This window comes from Roseburia intestinalis L1-82 (assembly GCF_900537995.1).
Classification (GTDB): domain Bacteria; phylum Bacillota; class Clostridia; order Lachnospirales; family Lachnospiraceae; genus Roseburia; species Roseburia intestinalis.
Window position 1 is genome coordinate 1012807 of the sequence record NZ_LR027880.1, and the last position, 22476, is coordinate 1035282.

Sequence of the window (22476 nt, forward strand, 5' to 3'; positions counted from 1 at the left end):
GAATAGCATGAAATTCCAGAGCATTACAATGAATAATTTTATGAGGTATAAGGGGCAGAATGTAATCGAGTTCAGCTGCGATGAAAAAAGAAATGTTACTGTCGTGCTGGGAGATAATACGGTTGGCAAGACAACAATTGCACAGGCATTTCGCTGGGTGCTTTATGGTGCGGTATTGACAGAACGCGGAAAGCAGCAGGAAGACTACCAGCTGTTAAACAATGATATTCTGGCAATGATGGATGCGAACAGTAAAGCGGATGTTACGGTGGAACTGGTTGCTGTTGATGATGAAAAAAGATACCGGATCAAGCGTGAAATCCATTATACGCGTGCATATCCACAGTTGATCGCAAAAGAATTTTATAAGAAAGTTTCACTGGAAATATCAGAAAAGGATGATCCAAATGCCGGTATTTCTGTGGAAACGGAAAAAATAGAAGAGGTAATCCGTGAATTATTTCCCAAAAATCTGTCACATTATTTTTTGTTTGATGGAGAGAGATGGAATGATGTAACTGTTAACGGTGTGCGTGAAAATATCAAAGAGTCTGTACATACACTGACCGGATTATCTGCGTATCAGGCTGCAATCTGGCATTTGAAGGATATGGGAAGTCATTCCGTTATTAAAAAGTTCAAAGGAAAGATATCAGGTTCTGGTAATATGTATGATAATCTGGAAAAAGACCGGAATCGCATGGAACATGAGATAGAGCAGTGTAAAGATAAGATAAAAAATATCGAAATCAATATACAAAACAATAATGAAAAAATAGAGGAGGTGCAGCAGTATCTTCTTGAAAATAAGAATACGGAAATTTTGCAGGCAAAATATAACCAGTTATTAGTAGTAAGAAGAACGCAGGCGGAAAGAGGAGTTGCTGCATATAAAAGTCTGGTAAATTTATTCAGTGATAAAGCTTATATGTTGTTTGCGAAACCGATGATAGAGGCATCTGTGAAAATGGTAAAATCTGTTGCAGGAGAGCGGCGTGACATACCGCATATGCATCAGGCAAGTATTGACTATATTATAAAAACAGGCAGATGTATCTGTGGAACTCCAATATTACCGGAGTCTAAGGAATTAGAAAGTCTGATGGAACAGAGAAATTTTCTTCCGCCGGCAGATATTGGTTCATTGCTGGGTGAGTTTGAACGGACAGGACAGCGCTGGAACCGGCAAAGCAATTCTGTTTATGATGATTTAAGAGAAGATGCGCAAAATGTGGATCAGAGCATCCGGGCTTACGAGGAAACCTGTAATCAGTTAGCCGGGATGGAACAGCAGATGGACAGGCAGACAGACTTTGCTGAAAAAAGAAAAATGCTGAAATATTATCAGAGTGAAAACAGTAAATTAGGGGTGGAAAAGGGAACACTGCAGGGACAGATTATAAACTTTGAGCGGCAGATTGAACGGATCGAAGCGGAGATGAAGAGCCAGGAGGTCAAGAGCGAAGAAAATAAAAAATGGCGAGAGCGTGTAGATTTGGCAGAAGCATTATATACAAGATTAAAAAATGATTTTGAGGTAAAAAAGAATAAGACATTTCTGGAATTAAACGGACAGATCCAAAAAAATTTTGAGCGTATGTTCAATGCGAAAGATAAAAGAATACAGTTGACGGAAAATTATGAGATCCAGATGTTATATCAGACGGATTTGGGTTTCCGCGAAGAGAAGAATCTGTCAGAGGGCGAAAAAATCGCACGCAATTTTGCATTTATCGTTACAATCATGGAATACAGCAGAAATAAAAAGGCTGAGCATCTTGGAGTGGAAAGTGGAGGAGATACACTGCCGATTGTTTTAGACGGACCGTTTTCTAAACTGGGGGATAAAAATATCAGTCTGATTGCAAAAGTTTTGCCGGAAGTATCAGAACAGGTAATTATTTTTATGCTGGACAAGGACTGGAAGTACACAGGACTCGATGAATATGTCGGTGCGTCTTATTATATTGAAAAAGCGGCCGACGAGGCATATGCGTCCATACGGAAAGTAGAATCTGATCAGTAGCGGAAGGGGATACAAAAGATGGGGAATTATGAATTTTTTAAGAAGGAGTTTGAATTTCATGGAAAGCATGCCAGGATGGCAGGTGAATTGTGGGTAAAAGGTGACTATGAGCATACCTGTTTCCGGAGACTGATCGATCTGTATATGGTGGCAGCAGTGGTGGGATTTCGCGTAGACCGTAAAGCAAAGGAAGATTTCTCGCCGTTTGGGACAAAGAGCATTTTAGCCGAGCAGGTCATCAATGCAAAAGAAGAATTAGATTTTATTATGCAGATGATGATCATGCTGGATGCGAAAGAAAGCATGCCGGCTGAGGAAGCAGTAAAAAAAGCATTCCGGGGTGCGGAGACGGAGGAAGAATTTCAGGCTTATCAGTCCATGTTTCATGATTATGTCAGAGGCGGGGTAGAGGAACTGTATGAGAGACTGATCATTCAAAAAGCAGAACCGGACAGTGAATTTTATGATAATAAAACAGCAAATCTGATGTCTGTGTTAGAAAGATTTGGTTATGGTTTACAGGATATGGAATAATAATTTTACATGATTTTTGAAGGAAAAATGTAAAAAATCAAAAACAGGTATTTACAATCGTCGAAAACAGGGGTATAATCTAAGAGAATTATATCATACCAAGTGATAATTAGGTTATTACAATAAGGTAAGAAACCTAAAAGCTCTAATCCCATTCTTCGGAATGGGATTATCTTTTATACAGAAGTTTATTCATGACAATGACCGGTATGCGGATCATTGTTGAAGCGCGCAGAATAAAACAGTTGTCCCGTTTGCTGGTATGAGAGAGAACGGTTCAGATGAGAGGAGAAGGAACATGGACGAAAAAATGGATTATCGTATTGGGTTGGATATTGGTATTGCATCCGTCGGCTGGGCGGTATTACAGAACAACAGTGATGACGAGCCGGTTCGTATCGTAGACCTTGGGGTAAGGATATTTGATACAGCAGAAATCCCGAAAACAGGTGAATCTTTGGCGGGACCAAGGAGAGCTGCACGAACGACAAGAAGACGGCTTAGAAGAAGAAAACATCGTTTAGACAGAATCAAATGGCTCTTTGAGAATCAGGGTCTGATAAATATTGATGACTTTCTGAAACGATATAACATGGCAGGGTTACCGGATGTTTATCAGCTTCGCTATGAGGCATTAGACCGGAAACTGACGGATGAAGAATTAGCACAGGTGTTGCTTCATATTGCAAAACACCGTGGATTTCGTTCGACCAGAAAGGCAGAGACGGCTGCAAAGGAAAATGGTGCAGTTTTAAAAGCGACGGATGAAAATCAAAAGCGGATGCAGGAAAAGGGATATCGTACGGTCGGGGAGATGATTTATTTAGATGAAGCATTTCGAACCGGATGTTCCTGGTCAGAAAAGGGATATATTCTCACCCCACGCAATAAAGCAGAAAATTATCAGCACACCATGTTAAGGGCAATGCTTGTGGAAGAAGTCAAAGAAATTTTCTCCAGCCAGAGACGTCTTGGAAATGAAAAAGCGACGGAAGAATTAGAAGAAAAATATTTGGAAATCATGACAAGTCAGAGATCTTTTGATTTAGGACCAGGCATGCAGCCGGATGGAAAGCCAAGTCCATATGCGATGGAAGGTTTTTCGGACAGAGTTGGAAAATGTACATTTCTTGGAGATCAGGGGGAGCTGCGCGGCGCAAAGGGAACTTATACGGCAGAATATTTTGTGGCACTGCAGAAAATAAATCATACAAAACTGGTTAACCAGGATGGAGAGACCAGAAACTTTACAGAAGAGGAACGACGGGCACTGACTTTGCTGTTATTCACACAGAAGGAAGTGAAGTACGCAGCAGTTCGCAAGAAGTTAGGTTTGCCGGAGGATATTCTTTTTTATAATTTAAATTATAAAAAAGCTGCCACGAAAGAAGAACAGCAAAAAGAAAATCAAAATACGGAAAAAGCAAAATTTATTGGGATGCCATACTACCATGATTACAAGAAATGTTTGGAAGAACGGGTGAAATATCTGACAGAAAATGAAGTCAGGGATCTGTTTGATGAGATTGGTATGATCCTGACCTGTTATAAGAATGATGACAGTCGTACGGAGCGGCTGGCTAAGCTGGGACTTGTACCGATAGAGATGGAAGGGTTATTGGCGTATACACCGACGAAGTTTCAGCATCTTTCGATGAAAGCGATGCGGAATATTATCCCGTTTTTGGAAAAAGGCATGACTTATGATAAAGCATGTGAGGAAGCAGGATATGATTTTAAGGCGGATTCTAAGGGGACTAAGCAGAAGTTATTAACAGGAGAAAATGTGAATCAGACCATTAATGAGATCACGAATCCGGTAGTAAAGCGTTCTGTATCACAGACTGTCAAAGTGATTAATGCGATCATCCGTACATATGGAAGTCCGCAGGCAATCAATATTGAGCTTGCAAGAGAAATGTCAAAGACTTTTGAAGAACGCCGGAAAATAAAAGGTGATATGGAAAAACGCCAGAAGAATAACGAAGATGTGAAAAAGCAGATTCAGGAATTGGGAAAATTATCACCAACCGGACAGGATATTTTAAAGTATCGCCTGTGGCAGGAACAGCAGGGAATCTGTATGTATTCCGGTAAGACTATTCCATTGGAAGAACTGTTTAAACCGGGATATGATATTGATCATATTTTGCCATACAGTATTACATTTGATGACAGTTTTCGGAATAAGGTACTTGTCACTTCTCAGGAAAACCGCCAAAAGGGAAACAGGACACCTTATGAATACATGGGAAATGATGAGCAGCGTTGGAATGAGTTTGAAACTCGTGTGAAGACGACGATACGGGATTATAAAAAACAGCAGAAACTTTTGAAAAAACATTTTTCAGAGGAAGAGCGTAGTGAATTTAAAGAGCGTAACTTAACGGATACAAAATATATTACAACCGTTATTTATAATATGATCCGTCAGAACCTTGAAATGGCACCGTTAAACCGTCCGGAAAAGAAAAAACAGGTACGCGCGGTAAATGGAGCAATTACGGCGTACTTAAGAAAACGCTGGGGATTACCTCAGAAAAATCGTGAGACGGATACACATCATGCGATGGATGCGGTTGTCATCGCCTGCTGTACGGATGGCATGATCCAGAAAATATCGCGATATACGAAAGTAAGAGAGAGATGTTACTCAAAAGGTACAGAGTTTGTGGATGCGGAGACAGGAGAAATCTTTCGACCGGAAGATTACAGTCGGGCAGAATGGGATGAGATATTTGGTGTTCATATTCCAAAACCATGGGAGACATTCCGGGCAGAACTGGATGTGAGAATGGGAGATGATCCGAAGGGATTTTTGGATACCCATTCTGATGTTGCCTTAGAATTAGATTATCCAGAGTATATTTATGAGAATCTTCGTCCGATCTTTGTCTCAAGAATGCCAAATCATAAAGTGACAGGTGCTGCACATGCAGATACCATCCGCAGTCCGAGACATTTTAAGGATGAGGGGATCGTATTGACTAAGACGGCTTTGACAGATCTGAAGTTGGATAAAGATGGAGAAATCGACGGCTACTATAACCCACAAAGTGACCTTTTATTATACGAGGCATTGAAAAAACAGTTGTTGTTATATGGAAACGATGCAAAAAAGGCATTTGCACAGGATTTTCATAAGCCGAAAGCAGACGGTACAGAAGGTCCGGTAGTACGGAAAGTCAAGATACAGAAGAAACAGACGATGGGTGTATTTGTGGATTCCGGAAATGGAATTGCAGAAAATGGCGGTATGGTCAGAATCGATGTATTTCGTGTGAATGGAAAGTACTATTTTGTACCGGTGTATACGGCGGATGTGGTGAAGAAGGTGTTGCCGAATAGGGCATCAACAGCACATAAGCCATATGGAGAATGGAAAGTTATGGAGGATAAGGACTTTTTATTCAGTTTGTATTCGAGGGATTTAATACATATAAAGAGTAAAAAAGATATACCTATAAAAATGGTAAATGGTGGGATGGAGGGTATAAAAGAAACGTATGCATACTATATAGGCGCAGATATTTCGGCTGCTAATATACAAGGAATTGCACATGACAGCCGTTATAAGTTTAGAGGCTTAGGTATACAAAGTCTGGATGTGCTTGAAAAATGTCAGATAGATGTTTTAGGTCATGTTTCAGTAGTAAGAAGTGAAAAACGAATGGGGTTTTCTTGATAAAAACATGGGGGATAAATGGGATTTCGAAATATTAAGATAGACAGTCATGTAAAGCTGTCTATCAAAAATCAGCAGCTAAATATTGAAACAGACATAGCAAGACAGATTCCACTGGAGGATATCAACTGTATCATTATAGAAAATCAGACCGTAACTGTCTCAGCTTATTTACTTCAAAAAATGGCAGATATGGGAATCGCGGTTTATGTCTGTGATGAGAAACATCTTCCGAATGCAGTATTGCTTCCCATGGTAAGGCACAGTCGCCATTTTAAAATTCTGAAATATCAGATAGAGGCAGGAAAGCCCTTACAGAAAAGACTCTGGCAGCAGATCGTGGTTCAGAAAATAAGAAACCAGGCATTGTGTTTAGCCTACCTTGAACTGGATGGATCAGAAGAACTGATGAAAATGTGTAAAGAAGTCCAGTCAGGCGATCGAACACATGTGGAGGCGAAAGCAGCAGCTTTTTATTTTAAAAGTCTGTATGGATTAGGATTTTCACGCGGTAATGATCATATCATTAACGCGGCGTTAAATTATGGTTATGCTATTGTAAGAGGTCTGATCGCCCGCTCCATTGTCTGTTATGGATTAGAACCTTCGATTGGAGTGTTCCATCATAGTGAGCTGAATAATTTTAATTTGGCGGATGATATGATCGAGCCATTTCGTCCGTTAGTTGACCTGTATGTAGCCCAAAATTATGATATAGCAGAAATTGACAGCGATCTTACGCCAGAAAGAAAACGTGGTATTTTTGGTATTATAAATTATGATATGGATATGAAAGGAGAAAAACGTATTATCAGTAATTGTATTGATATGCTGGTGGCAAGTTACAGTAGTGCTCTGCAGGGAAAAAGATCAGATTTGGAGTTGCCGGAACTGATGCAATTACAGGTACATAGCTATGAATAGGTTTATGAGAATGTTAGTATTTTTTGATCTGCCAGTAGTAACTGCAAAAGAGAAAAAGGATGCCGCAAAATTTCGTAAGTTTTTATTGAAAGATGGCTACAATATGGTGCAGTGGTCTGTATATTCCAGGATATGCAATGGTATGGATGCAGTTGCAATGCATAAACAGCGTTTAAAACAAAATCTGCCCTTAAAAGGATCAGTACGTGCGCTGGTTTTAACAGAAAAGCAGTATGAATCTATGGAAATTATGTTAGGAACGAAAACGTTCGATGACACCCCGGAATCAATAGAATTAATGGATGTTTTTTGAAAAAAGAAGATTTTCGATAGAATTTAACTTCCAAATTAAAGATTTTTTTTAGATGAAATCCCCACGAATCCCTGTAGTTCGTGGGGATTTGTGCTCCCTATTATACCATACCAAGTGATAACAGGGAATTACAACCTCATAGTCATACGGGATGAACGTCATCCATTATACCATACCAAGTGATAACAGGGAATTACAACACTTTCCATTCTTGAGCCTCTTGACGATTCATTATACCATACCAAGTGATAACAGGGAATTACAACTCAAACCCGTCTAAATAATATTTTTTTAAAATTATACCATACCAAGTGATAACAGGGAATTACAACAGAAAGTGGCTACGGTGCAAGTACTGTTGGATTATACCATACCAAGTGATAACAGGGAATTACAACAAATATTAACTTGCATTGTTCGAATTATATATTATACCATACCAAGTGATAACAGGGAATTACAACAACTCCACCGGACATACCAACAATAAACATATTATACCATACCAAGTGATAACAGGGAATTACAACGTGCAGGTTGAAATATTATTGACTGCTGATATTATACCATACCAAGTGATAACAGGGAATTACAACGCAGGGAGAACATAAAGAAAAATGCAAAAATTATACCATACCAAGTGATAACAGGGAATTACAACAAATTTGCGTCCCTTATTTTTTAGCAGCGTATTATACCATACCAAGTGATAACAGGGAATTACAACTGTCGTTACGAAGAATGGAGCTTAAAGAATATTATACCATACCAAGTGATAACAGGGAATTACAACAAATGAGGAAGAAAAGAAAACATTTGCCATATTATACCATACCAAGTGATAACAGGGAATTACAACGAAACAAAGTCTCCTGTTTTTGTAACAAAGATTATACCATACCAAGTGATAACAGGGAATTACAACATATCAGGCATAAACTGTAGTACCACACTTATTATACCATACCAAGTGATAACAGGGAATTACAACTAAACCAGCAGGGAGAATGGTGGGCGTATTATTATACCATACCAAGTGATAACAGGGAATTACAACAGCCAAACATACACTGACTTTATCCGGTTAATTATACCATACCAAGTGATAACAGGGAATTACAACTGAACGGATTCAAACGCTGTTCCCAGTCGTATTATACCATACCAAGTGATAACAGGGAATTACAACCAATATGACGTTCCGTATGCCCTTGTATTGATTATACCATACCAAGTGATAACAGGGAATTACAACACCACTTGCTTGAGAATCTGACGTTTGAGAATTATACCATACCAAGTGATAACAGGGAATTACAACAGATCCCGATTATATCAGTAAAGTCATGAAATTATACCATACCAAGTGATAACAGGGAATTACAACCTAATACAATGCAATACGCTGAGTATGAAAATTATACCATACCAAGTGATAACAGGGAATTACAACAAGTCAATAAAATTAATCGAAATTGATTTTATTATACCATACCAAGTGATAACAGGGAATTACAACAAATGCTCTTGTATGCCTCGGATGATGACAATTATACCATACCAAGTGATAACAGGGAATTACAACCAGCAACACCGGACGAACAGTCAGCCTCGATTATACCATACCAAGTGATAACAGGGAATTACAACGATACCGCATAAGTTCAACCGAACCATAGAATTATACCATACCAAGTGATAACAGGGAATTACAACGATACTTAATTTACGGTTTGAGGTTTTATAATTATACCATACCAAGTGATAACAGGGAATTACAACATGGCTTCAGACTGGTAACGCTTTTTGAAATTATACCATACCAAGTGATAACAGGGAATTACAACTAATCTGCACCCCTCATACCGTTTAATAATATTATACCATACCAAGTGATAACAGGGAATTACAACGATTGAACGCACGTAAAGCGCGGATAATAAATTATACCATACCAAGTGATAACAGGGAATTACAACGCACTCATTACTTCTGAATCATAAAATTTATTATACCATACCAAGTGATAACAGGGAATTACAACATTGAATATGGAGATAAAAGTCTTGGTGTGATTATACCATACCAAGTGATAACAGGGAATTACAACTACTGATTTAGAAATAATAAAAGCTATTACATTATACCATACCAAGTGATAACAGGGAATTACAACCCTGCCATCAGTTTTACGATAATGCTCTCCATTATACCATACCAAGTGATAACAGGGAATTACAACAATGATACCGCGCAAACCGACTAATTTATTATTATACCATACCAAGTGATAACAGGGAATTACAACTATACACGGAGGTGTTGTCTTTGACAAAATATTATACCATACCAAGTGATAACAGGGAATTACAACAATAATGGAATCTTCTCTGAAATGCATATTATTATACCATACCAAGTGATAACAGGGAATTACAACAAAACACGGTAAAATAAACGTGAAAAATATATTATACCATACCAAGTGATAACAGGGAATTACAACGGTCGGTGGACAAGAATATTCTTTTGGTTCATTATACCATACCAAGTGATAACAGGGAATTACAACCATCCTGAAACACATAAAATGTTTTGGGTTATTATACCATACCAAGTGATAACAGGGAATTACAACAGATCATGTAGCAATGTGTTTATTGGCACAGATTATACCATACCAAGTGATAACAGGGAATTACAACTGAAACTGCTTAACGGTATTAAAGGTGCGTATTATACCATACCAAGTGATAACAGGGAATTACAACAGAAGAAAAGAGTTATATTCTCTTTTCAAATTATACCATACCAAGTGATAACAGGGAATTACAACTTCTGTGGTCAAATCACAGACTATGAGTGTATTATACCATACCAAGTGATAACAGGGAATTACAACTTCCCTTTAGTGGTATAGGGTTCACGTTCTATTATACCATACCAAGTGATAACAGGGAATTACAACTTCTTTTCTTCCTCGGTTTTGCCGTTGTGTATTATACCATACCAAGTGATAACAGGGAATTACAACTAAACACGGCAATATAAAAATTAACATGCTATTATACCATACCAAGTGATAACAGGGAATTACAACACTGTTACACCATTGTCAAATATTTTTCGCATTATACCATACCAAGTGATAACAGGGAATTACAACACTCTGTACATGTCAAATTTATCATTTTTGATTATACCATACCAAGTGATAACAGGGAATTACAACTGGACGAAAACCCTCAAAACGCTTAATGAATTATACCATACCAAGTGATAACAGGGAATTACAACAAAAATGTTGCAATTTGTTGCAGAGGTGTTATTATACCATACCAAGTGATAACAGGGAATTACAACAGTAAGTGTACGGGTGTTTAATTATGCCGCATTATACCATACCAAGTGATAACAGGGAATTACAACAGCCGACTGCCACATTTACATCCCCGATCTATTATACCATACCAAGTGATAACAGGGAATTACAACGTGTATATAGGCAACTCGTTACAGCCATCGATTATACCATACCAAGTGATAACAGGGAATTACAACCCCCAATATTTGAAAGTTTCACGGTCGAAAATTATACCATACCAAGTGATAACAGGGAATTACAACGTTAAAATAAAAGATATTGAAAATGGAAATATTATACCATACCAAGTGATAACAGGGAATTACAACAAGCGAGGAAAAGCAGTGAAACTTTATTTTATTATACCATACCAAGTGATAACAGGGAATTACAACTTACCTCTTTAGGGTGCGTTTTATGGTAGTATTATACCATACCAAGTGATAACAGGGAATTACAACCATTTTGAATCCTCCTAAAAAATAAAATTCATTATACCATACCAAGTGATAACAGGGAATTACAACATGGTGTCATTTCCGGAGCAATTCCCAAAATTATACCATACCAAGTGATAACAGGGAATTACAACTCGCATTATGAATGATGTACAATCTAGGAAATTATACCATACCAAGTGATAACAGGGAATTACAACTGACTGGTGATGTGATTCCTGTTCCAAAGAATTATACCATACCAAGTGATAACAGGGAATTACAACAATCACGGTATCAAGATCACATCCTAGCGATTATACCATACCAAGTGATAATGAGGAAAATCAGAAAAGTATATTGAAATTACGGAAAAACCGTAATCAACCTTTACACTACAACAAAAAAACAGGAAACCTTGTAAATCAAAGTTTCCTGTTTCTCAACAGAAGAGCGCGAGACGGGACTCGAACCCGCGGCCCCGACCTTGGCAAGGTCGTGCTCCACCAACTGAGCCACTCGCGCATATATGAAATTGTATTGTAGCTTTTAAAGAGCGCGAGACGGGACTCGAACCCGCGGCCCCGACCTTGGCAAGGTCGTGCTCCACCAACTGAGCCACTCGCGCATATGTAAATTGTTTTGTATCTGTCTGCCAGACACATTTAATATCATACTATGGAAAAAGTAATTTGTCAACAATTTTTTGAAAAAATTTAACAGAAAAATTTAACAGAAATTTTGGATACCGAAATAGAAATGTGAGTGCGGATCTGCGGCGAAAAAAAAGAAAAACAGAATGAAAACGATACTTTTTAGGGGTAGAACTCATAAATGAAGAGTGTTACAATAAAGGACATGGGAAAATGGTCACAGAAATTTAAAATATGACTTTGTAAGGCCAAAGGGGTGGCAGAATGTACAAAAAAATGCGAAGATTCGTACTGTAGCAGTTTTATGTGCAATATTGTTAATTTTAGGAATAGCATTATTTGGATGTTTTGGGCAGATACGGAGCAGTTTACAGCAGCAGTTGATGAGCAGCATTGAGGGGATGGCAGAACAGAATGTAATATTGGTAGAGAAAGAAGTAAGCACGCGTTTTAGACTGCTTTCTGGTCTTGCGAGAGAGTCAGGCGGGGACGAAAAAATTATCGTTAATAAATTACAGGGATTTGTAGAGACGTATCAGTTTAAACGGATAGGATATATTGCGGCAGATGGTACAGCAGAAACGACGGATGGCTATCGGCTAAATATGTCTGACAGAGATTTTTTTCAACAGTCGATGCGGGGAAAAAACTTTTTGACGGATGCATTTGAAGACAGGATTGATACTTCACATGAAACCATAAATGTATTCAGTGTGCCGGTATATGAAAAAGAACGGAAAACGGTAAAAGGAGTTTTATTTGCAACCTGCAAAGATGAAATGCTTGAGGGGTGCCTGAAGAATGAGATATTTGAAGGACAGGCTTTTAATTACATCATAAAAATAGACGGTACGATTGTTGCAACTTCCGGAAACAGTAAAGAATGGGGAATCGGGAGAAATATTTTTAATACGGATGTTTCTGAGGATGAAAGAGATGATTATGCCGGAGACCTGATGCTCAGTAACATGAAAGAGGGAAAAAGTGGCTATGGATTGGATCCAAAACGGAAAGAAGTCTCACTTTATTACTATATGCCACTTAAAATAGAAGAGAGCGGTGAACCATGGTATGTGGTCACTGCAGTAGAGGATAGCGTTTTAACAAGCCGTATGCAGGTGGTCATGGATGCGATCAACAGTCTGATGGTGATCATTCTGGTTGTCATATCGGTCAGCGTCGGGGTATATATTTACTCCTGGCGCCAAAGTAAAAAAGAACTTATGTCGCTTGCATATCAGGATCCTGTCACATTAGGAGATAATTTTGCAGCTTTTAAGAAAAAGGCAAAAAGCAAAAAAGATGGTGTAGGATGGCTGATTGCTATGGATGTGACAGATTTTAAGCTGATCAACAGCACCTGTGGAGTCAAAAAAGGTGATGAGGTGCTGCGTGTCATATGGGAGATTTTTGAAACCGAAACGGGAGAAAATGAACTGGCAGCGCATGTCAATGCCGACCGGTTTATATTGTTCTGGATGGATGAAAATCAGGAAAACATCAAACAAAGACTGGAACATGTAATAAGAAAGATAGAAGAGATACCGGAACGTCTGGAAATACCAAATCTTTTCCCGGTGTTTGGAATTTTTCATACGATCGTATTAGATGAGATCGATCCTTTATACGGAAATGCAGTGCAGGCAAAGCATCAGATCAAAGGAAGGCGTGACAGGCATTATATATTTTATGATGAGCTGAACCATGAGAGTATTCAGGAAAACCGTGAATTAGAAGAACATTTTGAAACAGCGCTTGAAAACGAAGAGTTTGAAATCTGGTATCAGCCAAAATACAGTGCACATTCGAGAAAGCTTGTGGGAGCGGAGGCTCTTGTGCGATGGCGCAGGGCGGATGGAGCACTGATTCCGCCGCTTAAGTTTATTCCATTGTTTGAACGGAATGGAAATATCATCCGGCTCGATGAGTATGTATTCCGAGCTGTGTGCAGGCAGCAGAAAGAGTGGCAGAAACAGGGACAGAAGATGCTTCCTGTTTCGGTAAACATTTCGCGTGTCAGCCTCTATTATTCAAGCGTCGTTGAAAAATATGAAAGTATTATCCGGTCGTTTGACCTTGATTCGAAATACATTCAGCTGGAAATTACAGAAAGTGCAACGATTGATAATAATGAAATATTTAATCTGTTAGAGCAGTTTCACACGGCAGGATTTAAGATACTTCTGGACGATTTCGGAAGTGGATATTCATCCCTTGCAACTTTAAACCGTATGCATTTCGATACGATCAAGCTGGATAAAAGTCTTGTCGATTACATAGGGGACGATAACGGAGAGAAATTGTTAAACTCAATTACAAAGCTGGCACAGAGTTTTGGCATGGAAATTACGGCAGAGGGTGTTGAGACGGTAGAGCAGCTGATGTTTTTGTGCAATCTGGACTGTGATGATATTCAGGGATACTATTTTTCGCGTCCACTGCCGGTAAAAGAATATGAAGAATGTTTAAAAGAAGCGTGCATGTAATATGCTTTGCACTCATACAATATAACAATCGATACCATGGAGGTACAGGGTGAGCGCAAAGACGAGGATCGTGGTCCTTCATATGAAGGAGGTTATCTATACAGCGATATTTGTCGGACTTGGGATCGTACTGGTCATATTGCTGCTTTTCATGTTTTTACCAAAAAAACAGAAGGGCGATGCAGAGCCAACGATGCAGTATACGGCAGGCGTATACACTTCGTCGGTAATGATGGGCAGCCAGTCAGCCGATGTACAGGTCATTGTAGATGAAAACCGTATACAATCCATTTCCCTGGTCAGTCTGGATGAAACAGTGTCGACAATGTATCCGCTTATGGAGCCGGCATTGGAAAATGTCAGTGAACAGGTGATAAAACAGCAGTCGACGGAAGGGATTACATATCGTACGGATAATCAGTATACATCGATTGTACTTTTAAATGCGATTGAAAATGCGCTTGCGAAAGCGGAGATCGCAGAGGGAGAGGCAGATTAACACAGTTTAAAATCAAAGAATGAGAGGTTTGAGAACTGTGTGTTGTCAAGAATCAAAAAAGGTTCCGGATGTACCGGAACCTTTTTGTGTAAAAAAGTTATTCTTCTGTGCTGAGCGTATCCATGTAATTATTGATAGCGTCAAGATCAGCATAGATCGTTTTGATCGGTCTGCTCTTTTCGTAAGCGTTATAACCGGAGTATCCTGCCCATCCGACGATAAGTAATGCAATTAACCATCCACAGATGGTGCCTGCGATACGTTTTCTTTTTTCTTTTGCAAGAATCTTTTTGCGGTTTGCTTTCTCTTCTTTATAGCGGTCAACTTTTGCCTGACTCATAATCATCCTCCGTTTTATTATTCACATGCCCAGCATGGATAAAAATCAAATAAACATAATGATAATATACCCCATTCTGTTAGAAAAAGCAATAGAAATACACCTTGTCATTTTCGTGGAAATTGGGTAAAATGAGAGTTTGAGAGAGAAGAAACTGTGCGCGGGATAAGAGCATGATGCTTGAAAAGCAGTGCAGTGATCAGGATGGAGAATCGTGTGAAAAAAAGATCTTTCACACGGCTATTTGTTTCTGAGCAAAAACAAATAGCTTTGATGGCAAGGCATAAAAAAACATGCCTCCGAGAATTTAAGATTCTCGTCGCCTCTTCGCAATAAGTTGCTCAGAAATGAGGATTTTTATGAATTTAATTGTAGCGGCAGATGAAAACTGGGCGATCGGTAATAAAAATGAATTGCTGGTGCGGATTCCGGCAGATCAGAAGTTTTTCCGTGAGACGACGATGGGCAAAGTGGTTGTGATGGGACGAAAGACATTGGAGACATTTCCAAATGGACTGCCTTTAATGGGACGGACGAATATTGTGCTGACACATGATAAAAAGTTCCGGGTTCCGGGAGCGCTGATCGTGCATGATATGGAAGAATTACATGAAGAGTTAGAAAAGTATAACAGCGAAGATATTTATGTGATCGGCGGGGAATCTGTTTATCGCCAGCTCATCGATGAATGTGATGTGGCGCATGTCACAAAAATCGATTTTGCATACGATGCGGATGCACATTTCCCGGATCTGGACGCAGATCCGGCATGGGAGATAACGGCAGACAGTGAGGAACAGACGTATTTTGATCTTGAGTATTATTTTTACCGGTATGAGAGAGTCAGAAAATAAGTAAACGTAAACAGAAAGCAGTGCAGCAAAGATGGAAAATTTTATTTACAGTATCAATGTGACGTTTCCGATTTTTTTAGTGATGGTCATCGGCTATTTTTTAAAACAGATCGGTATGTTAAACGACAATTTTGTCACGGTGGCAAACCGTTTTAATTTTAAGGTAACACTGCCGTTTATGCTGTTCCGTGATATTGCGGGCGTGGATATCAGGGCAGTATTCGATTTAAAATATGTATTGTTTTGTGCGCTTGTCAGTACCGCGTGTTTCTGGCTGATCTGGGGTGGCGTGAAGCTGTTTTTAAAGGATCAGACTATGCGGGGAGCTTTTGTGCAGGCATCGTTCCGCAGCAGTGCGGCGGTGATGGGACTTGCCTTTATCCAGAATATCTATGGAACCTCGGCGATGGGGCCGCTTATGATCGTCAGTGCGGTGCCGCTTTATAATATTTTTTCCGTGATCGTGCTGACCTTTGAGGGAGAAAATGCAAGCGGGGTGGATGGAAAACAAAAAATCAAAGAGGCATGTATCGGAATCGCCAAAAACCCGATCATTCTTGGCATTTTAGCAGGATTGATCGTCGGACTTTTAGGAATCGAATTTCCAACGATTATCAATAAGACGGTCAACAGTGTGGCGCAGATGGCTACACCGCTTGCACTGATCACGATCGGAGCCGGATTTGAGGGCAGAAAGGCACTTGCGAAGATCAAGCCGACGATCGCGGCATCTCTGATCAAGTTAGTGATCCAGCCGCTCATTTTCCTTCCGGTCGCAGTCTGGATGGGATTTGGTGGGGAGAAAATGATCGCAATTCTGATCATGCTTGCATCCCCGACAACGCCGAGCTGTTATATCATGGCAAAGAGCATGAACAACGACGGTGTGCTGACGGCGAGTGTGATCGTGACGACAACGTTATTAGCGGCATTTACGCTGACCGGATGGATCTTTATCTTAAAATCAGTCGGGTTGATTGGATAAATAAAATCATTGCATTTCCCAGTGAGATGGGATATAGTTTTTTGAAAGAAAAAATACCTTGGTTTTTGGGAGGACGATATGGATATAACAGGCAGAAAATTATTTGTAAAAGCGCTGCAGGAAGAGGGCGTGGATACCATTTTCGGTTATCCGGGCGGTACTGTGACGGATCTTTTCGATGAATTATATAAACAGGATAGTATTGACGTCGTCCTGCCAAGACATGAACAGGGACTGATCCATGCGGCGGAAGGATACGCGAAATCTACCGGAAAAGTCGGCGTGTGCTTAGTGACGAGTGGGCCGGGTGCGACCAATATCATTACAGGTCTTGCGGATGCGCATTATGACAGTATTCCACTGGTATGCTTTACGGGACAGGTTCCACTGTCTTTAATAGGAAATGATGCATTCCAGGAAGTAGATATTGTCGGAATGACAAGAAGTGTCACAAAATACGGTGTGACCGTGCGCAGACGGGAAGATTTGGGACGTATCATCAAGATGGCATTTTATATCGCATCCACCGGCAAGCCGGGACCGGTACTGATCGATATTCCGAAGGATATCCAGACGGCAGCAGGACCGGCGGAGTATCCGTCGAACATCCAGATCCGCGGTTATAAGCCGAATGAGTCGGTACATATCGGACAGTTGAAAAAAGCGTATAAACTGCTCCGCACCGCAAAGAAACCGCTGATCCTTGCCGGAGGAGGTATCAATATCGCACATGCGAATGACAAACTGCTCGCATTGGCGGAGAAGATGCAGATCCCGGTGGTCACAACGATCATGGGGAAAGGTGCGATCCCGACGAGCCATCCGCTCTATGTAGGAAACAGCGGTATGCATGGAAAATACGCAGCAAATATGGCAGTCAGCAAATGTGATGTGCTTTTTTCTATCGGAACAAGATTTAACGACCGTATTACAGGAGATCTGAATGAATTTGCACCGAAGGCGAAGATCGTACATATCGATGTGGATACGGCATCAATCTCCAGAAATGTCGTTGTGGATGTTCCGGTTGTATCAGATGCGAATCTGGCATTAGAAAAGCTGCTTGAATGGGCGGAATCGAAAGATACCGAGCAGTGGCAGAAGGAAATCGCAGAGTGGGATAAGAAAAATCCGCTTGAGATGCGCAGGGACTGTGGCATGACACCGCAGATGGTATTTGAGCATGTAAACCGTACCTTTAGAGAGGCTGTCTATGTGACGGACGTAGGACAGCATCAGATGTGGGCAACACAGTACCTGGAGTTGGATTCCTGGCATCAGCTGATCACATCCGGCGGACTTGGCACGATGGGATTTGGATTTCCGGCGGCGATCGGGGCAAAGATAGGCAACCGGGATAAGGAAGTTGTATGTTTTACGGGAGATGGCGGTTTTCAGATGAATATTCAGGAGATGGCAACGGCAGTCGTGCAGGAAGCGCCGGTGATCATCTGCCTGTTCAACAACTATTACCTTGGCATGGTGCGTCAGATGCAGCAGTTATTTTATGGAAAACGTTATGAGGCAACCTGCCTGCGCAGAAGGAGAATCTGTCCGGCGAACTGCAAGGGACCGAATGCATCCTGTCCGCCGTACACACCGGATTTTATCGCATTGGCAAAGAGCTACGGCGCACACGGGATCCGTGTGGAAAAAGAGGAGGACATCCAGGCGGCACTTGATGAGGCGCGTACCTACACAGATGCCCCGACCATCATTGAATTTATGATTTCCACGGATGAGATCGTACTTCCTATGGTAAAGAGCGGAAATCCAATGAGCGAGATGATTTTGAAATAGGAGAGGATACGGATATGAAAAATAGATGGATTGCATTATATGTGGAAAACCAGGTAGGTGTTTTAGCAAAAGTATCCGGTCTTTTTTCCGGAAAATCTTACAATCTCCAGAGTCTTACGGTTGGTACGACAGAGGATGAGACGGTTTCAAGAATGACGATCTGTGTGACCAGTGACGATATCACATTTGAGCAGATCAAAAAACAGTTGAACCGCATGGTTGAGGTTATTAAGGTCATTGACCTCACGGATGTGCCGATTCACATGAAAGAGATTTTATTTGCGAAAGTGTTAGATGTCGATGAGGCTGGAAAACTTGAGGTATTCCAGATCGCACAGGTATTTAATGTGCAGGTGGCAGATATCGGAAACGACAGTGTACTCTTAGAGTGCAAACTGACAGAACGACGCAACAATGAACTGATCGCTCTGTTAAAATCCAAATTCCACCGGATCGAGGTTGTGCGCGGTGGTGCAGTGGCGATTGAGTCAATCAGTACGTCATGCAGGTAAGCATGCCGGCTGTCATAACGGCAGATAATAAAAAACGGGTTTGTGAAATTAGTTTTCCATAGAGAAAGAGGCAGGTGATAATTTTTACCTGTCTCCTTCTTTTTGGAAAAAATTTATGGAATTTATTATACGCGCTTATTTAAGAAAGCGATAAACTTTTCAAAATGCATCGGTGTTCCCTGAATTTCCTGTACTTTCAAGCGGTTTTTCTCGTTAAATCCTACAAGAATATCATGGTTTGCCTCCGAGAGGTAATCGATGATACCGTCGATGTCGGATTTAATATTCTTCGGGCACTGGATATACAGATGCTTGTTGGCACTGATATGCAGTGTGTAGGAGATACTGAAATGGTACCAGAAAAACTTGTGCAGCGTGGAGTATTTGTAGATCCATATGATCTCATCGATCGGTACGATCGCATTGCCGTAGACGGAAGTTTCAATGAAAAAATGTTCCGTGATAAACATATCTTCCGTTGCGAGCTGCGGCAGTGTGGCGAGCTCTTCCTCCGCCTGCTCTAACATCTTTTTCGGATTACCAAACAGTGCAAGATCCTGGCATGCAGGGGAGAGCACCGGGAAAAACATGTATATGACAGAGAGCACGATGCAGAGCAATGCGTAAATTCCGGTAATGAAAATTGCTGCAAACAGGATCCAGTTTCCAACGTGGTTAAATCCCGGTTCGCTGATATAGTAGGAAGAAACCTTGTTGCGGATACCGTTTTCCGTCCAGTTTAAATCGGTGGACAGATTGGAAAGCAGGGTGTCGAAATTTTCATTTCCCTTTGAAATCTTTCCTTTGATGGTGACTTCTTCGATGGAAGGCAGACCCTCCTCACTGGTATTTGGCGATAACAATACGATGATACATTCCTCGTCACGCATAGTGTAATAATAATAACCGTTGGTGTGACCGAAGATGGACTGGGTATATCCGGTAAATTTTAAATCGGAAAGTGTGGTGCTTATATACTGTTTACCACCCCGGAAAGTGGTCTCTAATGAGGTGTCGTCGGGCAAAATGTCCGGAGAAAATACAGCGGACAGCGAAAAAAAGTGCCATGCAAGCATGAGCACGATCAGGTAAATGATCGGAGCTGCAAGTCTGCGTTTATAAAATGCCTTGATATTTTTGCTGATGTAGTGATCGTAATTTTCGGGCATATCAAAATCCTTTTCTCAAATAAAAAATGACATACTGCTAATAGTATAGATTCTTTTTTGCTTTATTTCAACTAAAACCTGTGATAAGATGGTACTTGCCAGTAACAGCGATAAAAGGAGATTATAATTTGGAAGCATATACAAGTTTTGCGCAGGTATATGATCTGTTCATGGATAATGTTCCCTATGAAGAGTGGAGCAGGTATATTATAGGACTTATGAAAGAATATGGGATCTGTGACGGAACAGTACTTGATTTAGGCTGTGGAACGGGAAAGATTACAAGATTGTTGAAAAAAGCGGGCTACGATATGATCGGTGTGGATAATTCACCGGAAATGTTGGAGATCGCGGCGGAGACCGGATATCAGGAGATGCCGGAGGATGAGATCTTATATCTGTTACAGGATATGAGAGAACTTGAACTGTACGGAAGCGTGCGTGCAGTCGTGAGCATCTGTGATTCGATGAACTATCTGCTGGAAGAGACAGATCTTTTGTCCCTGTTTTACCGTGTCAACGAATATTTAGATCCGGATGGTATTTTTATCTTCGATCTGAACACAGTATATAAATACAGAGAACTCTTAGGCGAGACGACAATCGCTGAGAACCGCGAGGAGGGAAGCTTCATCTGGGATAACTATTTCGATGAGGAAGAACAGATCAATGAATACGATCTGACGCTTTTTATCCGGGAGGAAGAAGGACTTTACCGCAGATTTGAGGAGACGCACTACCAGCGTGCCTACGAATTAGAAACCGTAAAACACCTTTTAGAACAGGCTGGACTTGAATTCGTCGCAGCATATGACGCATTTACGAGAGAGCCGGTAAAAGAGGACAGCGAGCGCATTTATGTGATCGCGAGGAGCAATCAGGAAACCTGAATGCACTATTTGCTCCCAACATCATTGGAGTCATCAGAAATTTATGAGTACAGTACGAAATGGAGGATAAAATATGAGTGATTATATTGTAAGAGCAACAGCGGCGGACAGCCAGATTCGTGCATTTGCCATCACATCAAAGGAAATGGTTGAGGAGGCAAGAAGAGCCCACGACACAAGACCGGTCATCACGGCAGCGTTGGGACGTCTTTTGAGCGGTGCGGCAATGATGGGAACAATGATGAAAGGGGATAATGATCTTTTGACGATCCAGATCCAGTGCGGCGGTCCGGCAAAAGGACTTACCGTGACAGCGGATTCCCATGGCCATGTCAAGGGATTTCCTATGGAATCCCAGGTGGAACTGCCGTTAAATGCACAGGGCAAATTAGATGTGGGCGGAGCGCTTGGACTTGGCGTGATGAGTGTCATCAAAGACATGGGCTTAAAAGAACCGTATGTGGGACAGATCGCACTGCAGACCGGAGAGATCGCTGAGGATCTGACCTATTATTTTGCAACATCTGAACAGATCCCGTCCGCAGTAGGGCTTGGGGTTTTAGTGGACAAAGACTTATCGGTGCGCCAGGCGGGTGGTTTTATCATCCAGCTGATGCCGTTTACCAGTGATGAGGTCATTGAAAAACTGGAAAATAAGATCAGGGAGATCGCATCTGTAACGGAAATGTTAGAGCAGGGTATGACACCGGAGCAGATTTTAGAGGAAATCTTAGGAGATTTCGGTCTTGAGATCTCAGATAAGATCCCGGCTGCATTTGAGTGTGACTGTTCAAAGGAGAGAGTTTCACGTGCAATTTCTACGCTGAGCAAAAAAGATTTAGATTCGATCATCAATGACGGAGAGGCAATCGAGGTAAAATGCCAGTTCTGTAACAAGGCATACCATTTTGATGTGGACGAATTAAAGGAAATGCGTTCTGCAAAATAAAAAAGTGCTGCTGTTCCGTAAAAACAGTACAAGCGGACAGCAGCCAAAAGGCAAGG

Annotated in this window: 15 protein-coding genes, 2 tRNA genes and 1 CRISPR repeat array; of the genes, 13 read left to right on the forward strand and 4 right to left on the reverse strand. The window is 40.8% G+C overall.

All coding sequences use genetic code 11. The features are described from left to right. Positions 1 to 7: 7 nt before the first annotated feature. The 5 genes from RIL182_RS04755 (at position 8) to cas2 (ending at position 7482) form a co-directional block, all read left to right on the forward strand. The gene (locus RIL182_RS04755; protein WP_006855540.1) at positions 8 to 2026 is read left to right on the forward strand and encodes an AAA family ATPase; all 2019 of its coding nucleotides are present in this window, start codon (positions 8 to 10) and stop codon (positions 2024 to 2026) included. Between the two features lie 18 nt (positions 2027 to 2044). Next, entirely contained in the window at positions 2045 to 2560 is a 516-nt protein-coding gene (locus tag RIL182_RS04760) for a hypothetical protein (RefSeq protein ID WP_006855539.1), read from the forward strand. 298 nt (positions 2561 to 2858) lie between these two features. Continuing rightward, entirely contained in the window at positions 2859 to 6245 is a 3387-nt protein-coding gene (cas9, locus tag RIL182_RS04765) for a type II CRISPR RNA-guided endonuclease Cas9 (RefSeq protein WP_044998494.1), read from the forward strand. An 18-nt stretch (positions 6246 to 6263) separates the two neighbouring features. Beyond that, on the forward strand, positions 6264 to 7169 hold the full coding sequence (gene cas1, locus RIL182_RS04770) for a type II CRISPR-associated endonuclease Cas1 (protein ID WP_006855537.1): 906 nt from the start codon (positions 6264 to 6266) through the stop codon (positions 7167 to 7169). A 4-nt stretch (positions 7170 to 7173) separates the two neighbouring features. Then, the gene (gene cas2, locus RIL182_RS04775) at positions 7174 to 7482 is read left to right on the forward strand and encodes a CRISPR-associated endonuclease Cas2 (protein ID WP_044998535.1); all 309 of its coding nucleotides are present in this window, start codon (positions 7174 to 7176) and stop codon (positions 7480 to 7482) included. A gap of 99 nt (positions 7483 to 7581) precedes the next feature. Further along, positions 7582 to 11570: a CRISPR direct-repeat array (repeat unit 36 nt; unit sequence ATTATACCATACCAAGTGATAACAGGGAATTACAAC). A 165-nt stretch (positions 11571 to 11735) separates the two neighbouring features. Here cas2 and RIL182_RS04780 read toward each other — a convergent pair. Continuing rightward, positions 11736 to 11808, reverse strand: a tRNA-Gly gene (locus RIL182_RS04780). A 30-nt stretch (positions 11809 to 11838) separates the two neighbouring features. Next, a tRNA-Gly gene (locus RIL182_RS04785) sits at positions 11839 to 11911 on the reverse strand. 339 nt (positions 11912 to 12250) lie between these two features. Between RIL182_RS04785 and RIL182_RS04790 the strand changes: the two genes are divergently transcribed. Then, a complete protein-coding gene (locus tag RIL182_RS04790) occupies positions 12251 to 14422 on the forward strand; it encodes a bifunctional diguanylate cyclase/phosphodiesterase (RefSeq protein ID WP_243128732.1) in 2172 nt (723 codons plus the stop codon). 82 nt (positions 14423 to 14504) lie between these two features. After that, positions 14505 to 14921 (forward strand): FMN-binding protein, encoded by a 417-nt coding sequence (locus RIL182_RS04795; RefSeq protein ID WP_006855526.1) that lies wholly within the window; start codon positions 14505 to 14507, stop codon positions 14919 to 14921. Positions 14922 to 15018: 97 nt separating this feature from the next. On the opposite strand, the gene RIL182_RS04800 is transcribed toward RIL182_RS04795, so the two are convergent. Further along, the gene (locus RIL182_RS04800; protein ID WP_015561224.1) at positions 15019 to 15261 is read right to left on the reverse strand and encodes a hypothetical protein; all 243 of its coding nucleotides are present in this window, start codon (positions 15259 to 15261) and stop codon (positions 15019 to 15021) included. Between the two features lie 359 nt (positions 15262 to 15620). Here RIL182_RS04800 and RIL182_RS04805 point away from each other — a divergent pair, with 359 nt between their 5' ends. The 4 genes from RIL182_RS04805 to ilvN all read left to right on the forward strand — a co-directional run bounded on the left by RIL182_RS04805 (position 15621) and on the right by ilvN (position 19412). Further along, positions 15621 to 16115, forward strand: coding sequence for a dihydrofolate reductase (locus tag RIL182_RS04805; RefSeq protein ID WP_022112813.1), 495 nt, complete (start codon positions 15621 to 15623; stop codon positions 16113 to 16115). A 31-nt stretch (positions 16116 to 16146) separates the two neighbouring features. Further along, on the forward strand, positions 16147 to 17100 hold the full coding sequence (locus RIL182_RS04810) for an AEC family transporter (RefSeq protein WP_006855523.1): 954 nt from the start codon (positions 16147 to 16149) through the stop codon (positions 17098 to 17100). 78 nt (positions 17101 to 17178) lie between these two features. Continuing rightward, complete coding sequence (gene ilvB, locus RIL182_RS04815; protein WP_006855522.1) at positions 17179 to 18900, forward strand: biosynthetic-type acetolactate synthase large subunit; 1722 nt, start codon at positions 17179 to 17181, stop codon at positions 18898 to 18900. A 14-nt stretch (positions 18901 to 18914) separates the two neighbouring features. Further along, a complete protein-coding gene (gene ilvN / locus RIL182_RS04820; RefSeq protein ID WP_006855521.1) occupies positions 18915 to 19412 on the forward strand; it encodes an acetolactate synthase small subunit in 498 nt (165 codons plus the stop codon). A gap of 125 nt (positions 19413 to 19537) precedes the next feature. On the opposite strand, the gene RIL182_RS04825 is transcribed toward ilvN, so the two are convergent. Continuing rightward, positions 19538 to 20581 carry a DUF6709 family protein gene (locus RIL182_RS04825; protein ID WP_006855520.1) on the reverse strand — a complete coding sequence of 348 codons (1044 nt, stop codon included), beginning with the start codon at positions 20579 to 20581 and terminating at the stop codon, positions 19538 to 19540. 128 nt (positions 20582 to 20709) lie between these two features. Between RIL182_RS04825 and RIL182_RS04830 the strand changes: the two genes are divergently transcribed. Both RIL182_RS04830 and hslO read left to right on the forward strand, forming a co-directional pair. Next, positions 20710 to 21471: a class I SAM-dependent DNA methyltransferase gene (locus RIL182_RS04830; RefSeq protein WP_044998493.1), complete on the forward strand. Its 762-nt coding sequence runs from the start codon at positions 20710 to 20712 to the stop codon at positions 21469 to 21471. A 73-nt stretch (positions 21472 to 21544) separates the two neighbouring features. Continuing rightward, a complete protein-coding gene (gene hslO, locus RIL182_RS04835; RefSeq protein ID WP_006855518.1) occupies positions 21545 to 22420 on the forward strand; it encodes an Hsp33 family molecular chaperone HslO in 876 nt (291 codons plus the stop codon). Positions 22421 to 22476 lie beyond the last annotated feature (56 nt).

What these genes read in the sequence shown, in the direction of transcription:
- RIL182_RS04755 (WP_006855540.1), top strand. Translation starts at nt 8, where the DNA reads ATGAAATTCCAGAGCATTACAATGAATAATTTTATGAGGTATAAGGGG.
- RIL182_RS04760 (WP_006855539.1), top strand. Translation starts at nt 2,045, where the DNA reads ATGGGGAATTATGAATTTTTTAAGAAGGAGTTTGAATTTCATGGAAAG.
- cas9 (WP_044998494.1), top strand. Translation starts at nt 2,859, where the DNA reads ATGGACGAAAAAATGGATTATCGTATTGGGTTGGATATTGGTATTGCA.
- cas1 (WP_006855537.1), top strand. Translation starts at nt 6,264, where the DNA reads ATGGGATTTCGAAATATTAAGATAGACAGTCATGTAAAGCTGTCTATC.
- cas2 (WP_044998535.1), top strand. Translation starts at nt 7,174, where the DNA reads ATGAGAATGTTAGTATTTTTTGATCTGCCAGTAGTAACTGCAAAAGAG.
- RIL182_RS04795 (WP_006855526.1), top strand. Translation starts at nt 14,505, where the DNA reads ATGAAGGAGGTTATCTATACAGCGATATTTGTCGGACTTGGGATCGTA.
- RIL182_RS04800 (WP_015561224.1), bottom strand. Translation starts at nt 15,261, where the DNA reads ATGAGTCAGGCAAAAGTTGACCGCTATAAAGAAGAGAAAGCAAACCGC.
- RIL182_RS04805 (WP_022112813.1), top strand. Translation starts at nt 15,621, where the DNA reads ATGAATTTAATTGTAGCGGCAGATGAAAACTGGGCGATCGGTAATAAA.
- RIL182_RS04810 (WP_006855523.1), top strand. Translation starts at nt 16,147, where the DNA reads ATGGAAAATTTTATTTACAGTATCAATGTGACGTTTCCGATTTTTTTA.
- ilvB (WP_006855522.1), top strand. Translation starts at nt 17,179, where the DNA reads ATGGATATAACAGGCAGAAAATTATTTGTAAAAGCGCTGCAGGAAGAG.
- ilvN (WP_006855521.1), top strand. Translation starts at nt 18,915, where the DNA reads ATGAAAAATAGATGGATTGCATTATATGTGGAAAACCAGGTAGGTGTT.
- RIL182_RS04825 (WP_006855520.1), bottom strand. Translation starts at nt 20,581, where the DNA reads ATGCCCGAAAATTACGATCACTACATCAGCAAAAATATCAAGGCATTT.
- hslO (WP_006855518.1), top strand. Translation starts at nt 21,545, where the DNA reads ATGAGTGATTATATTGTAAGAGCAACAGCGGCGGACAGCCAGATTCGT.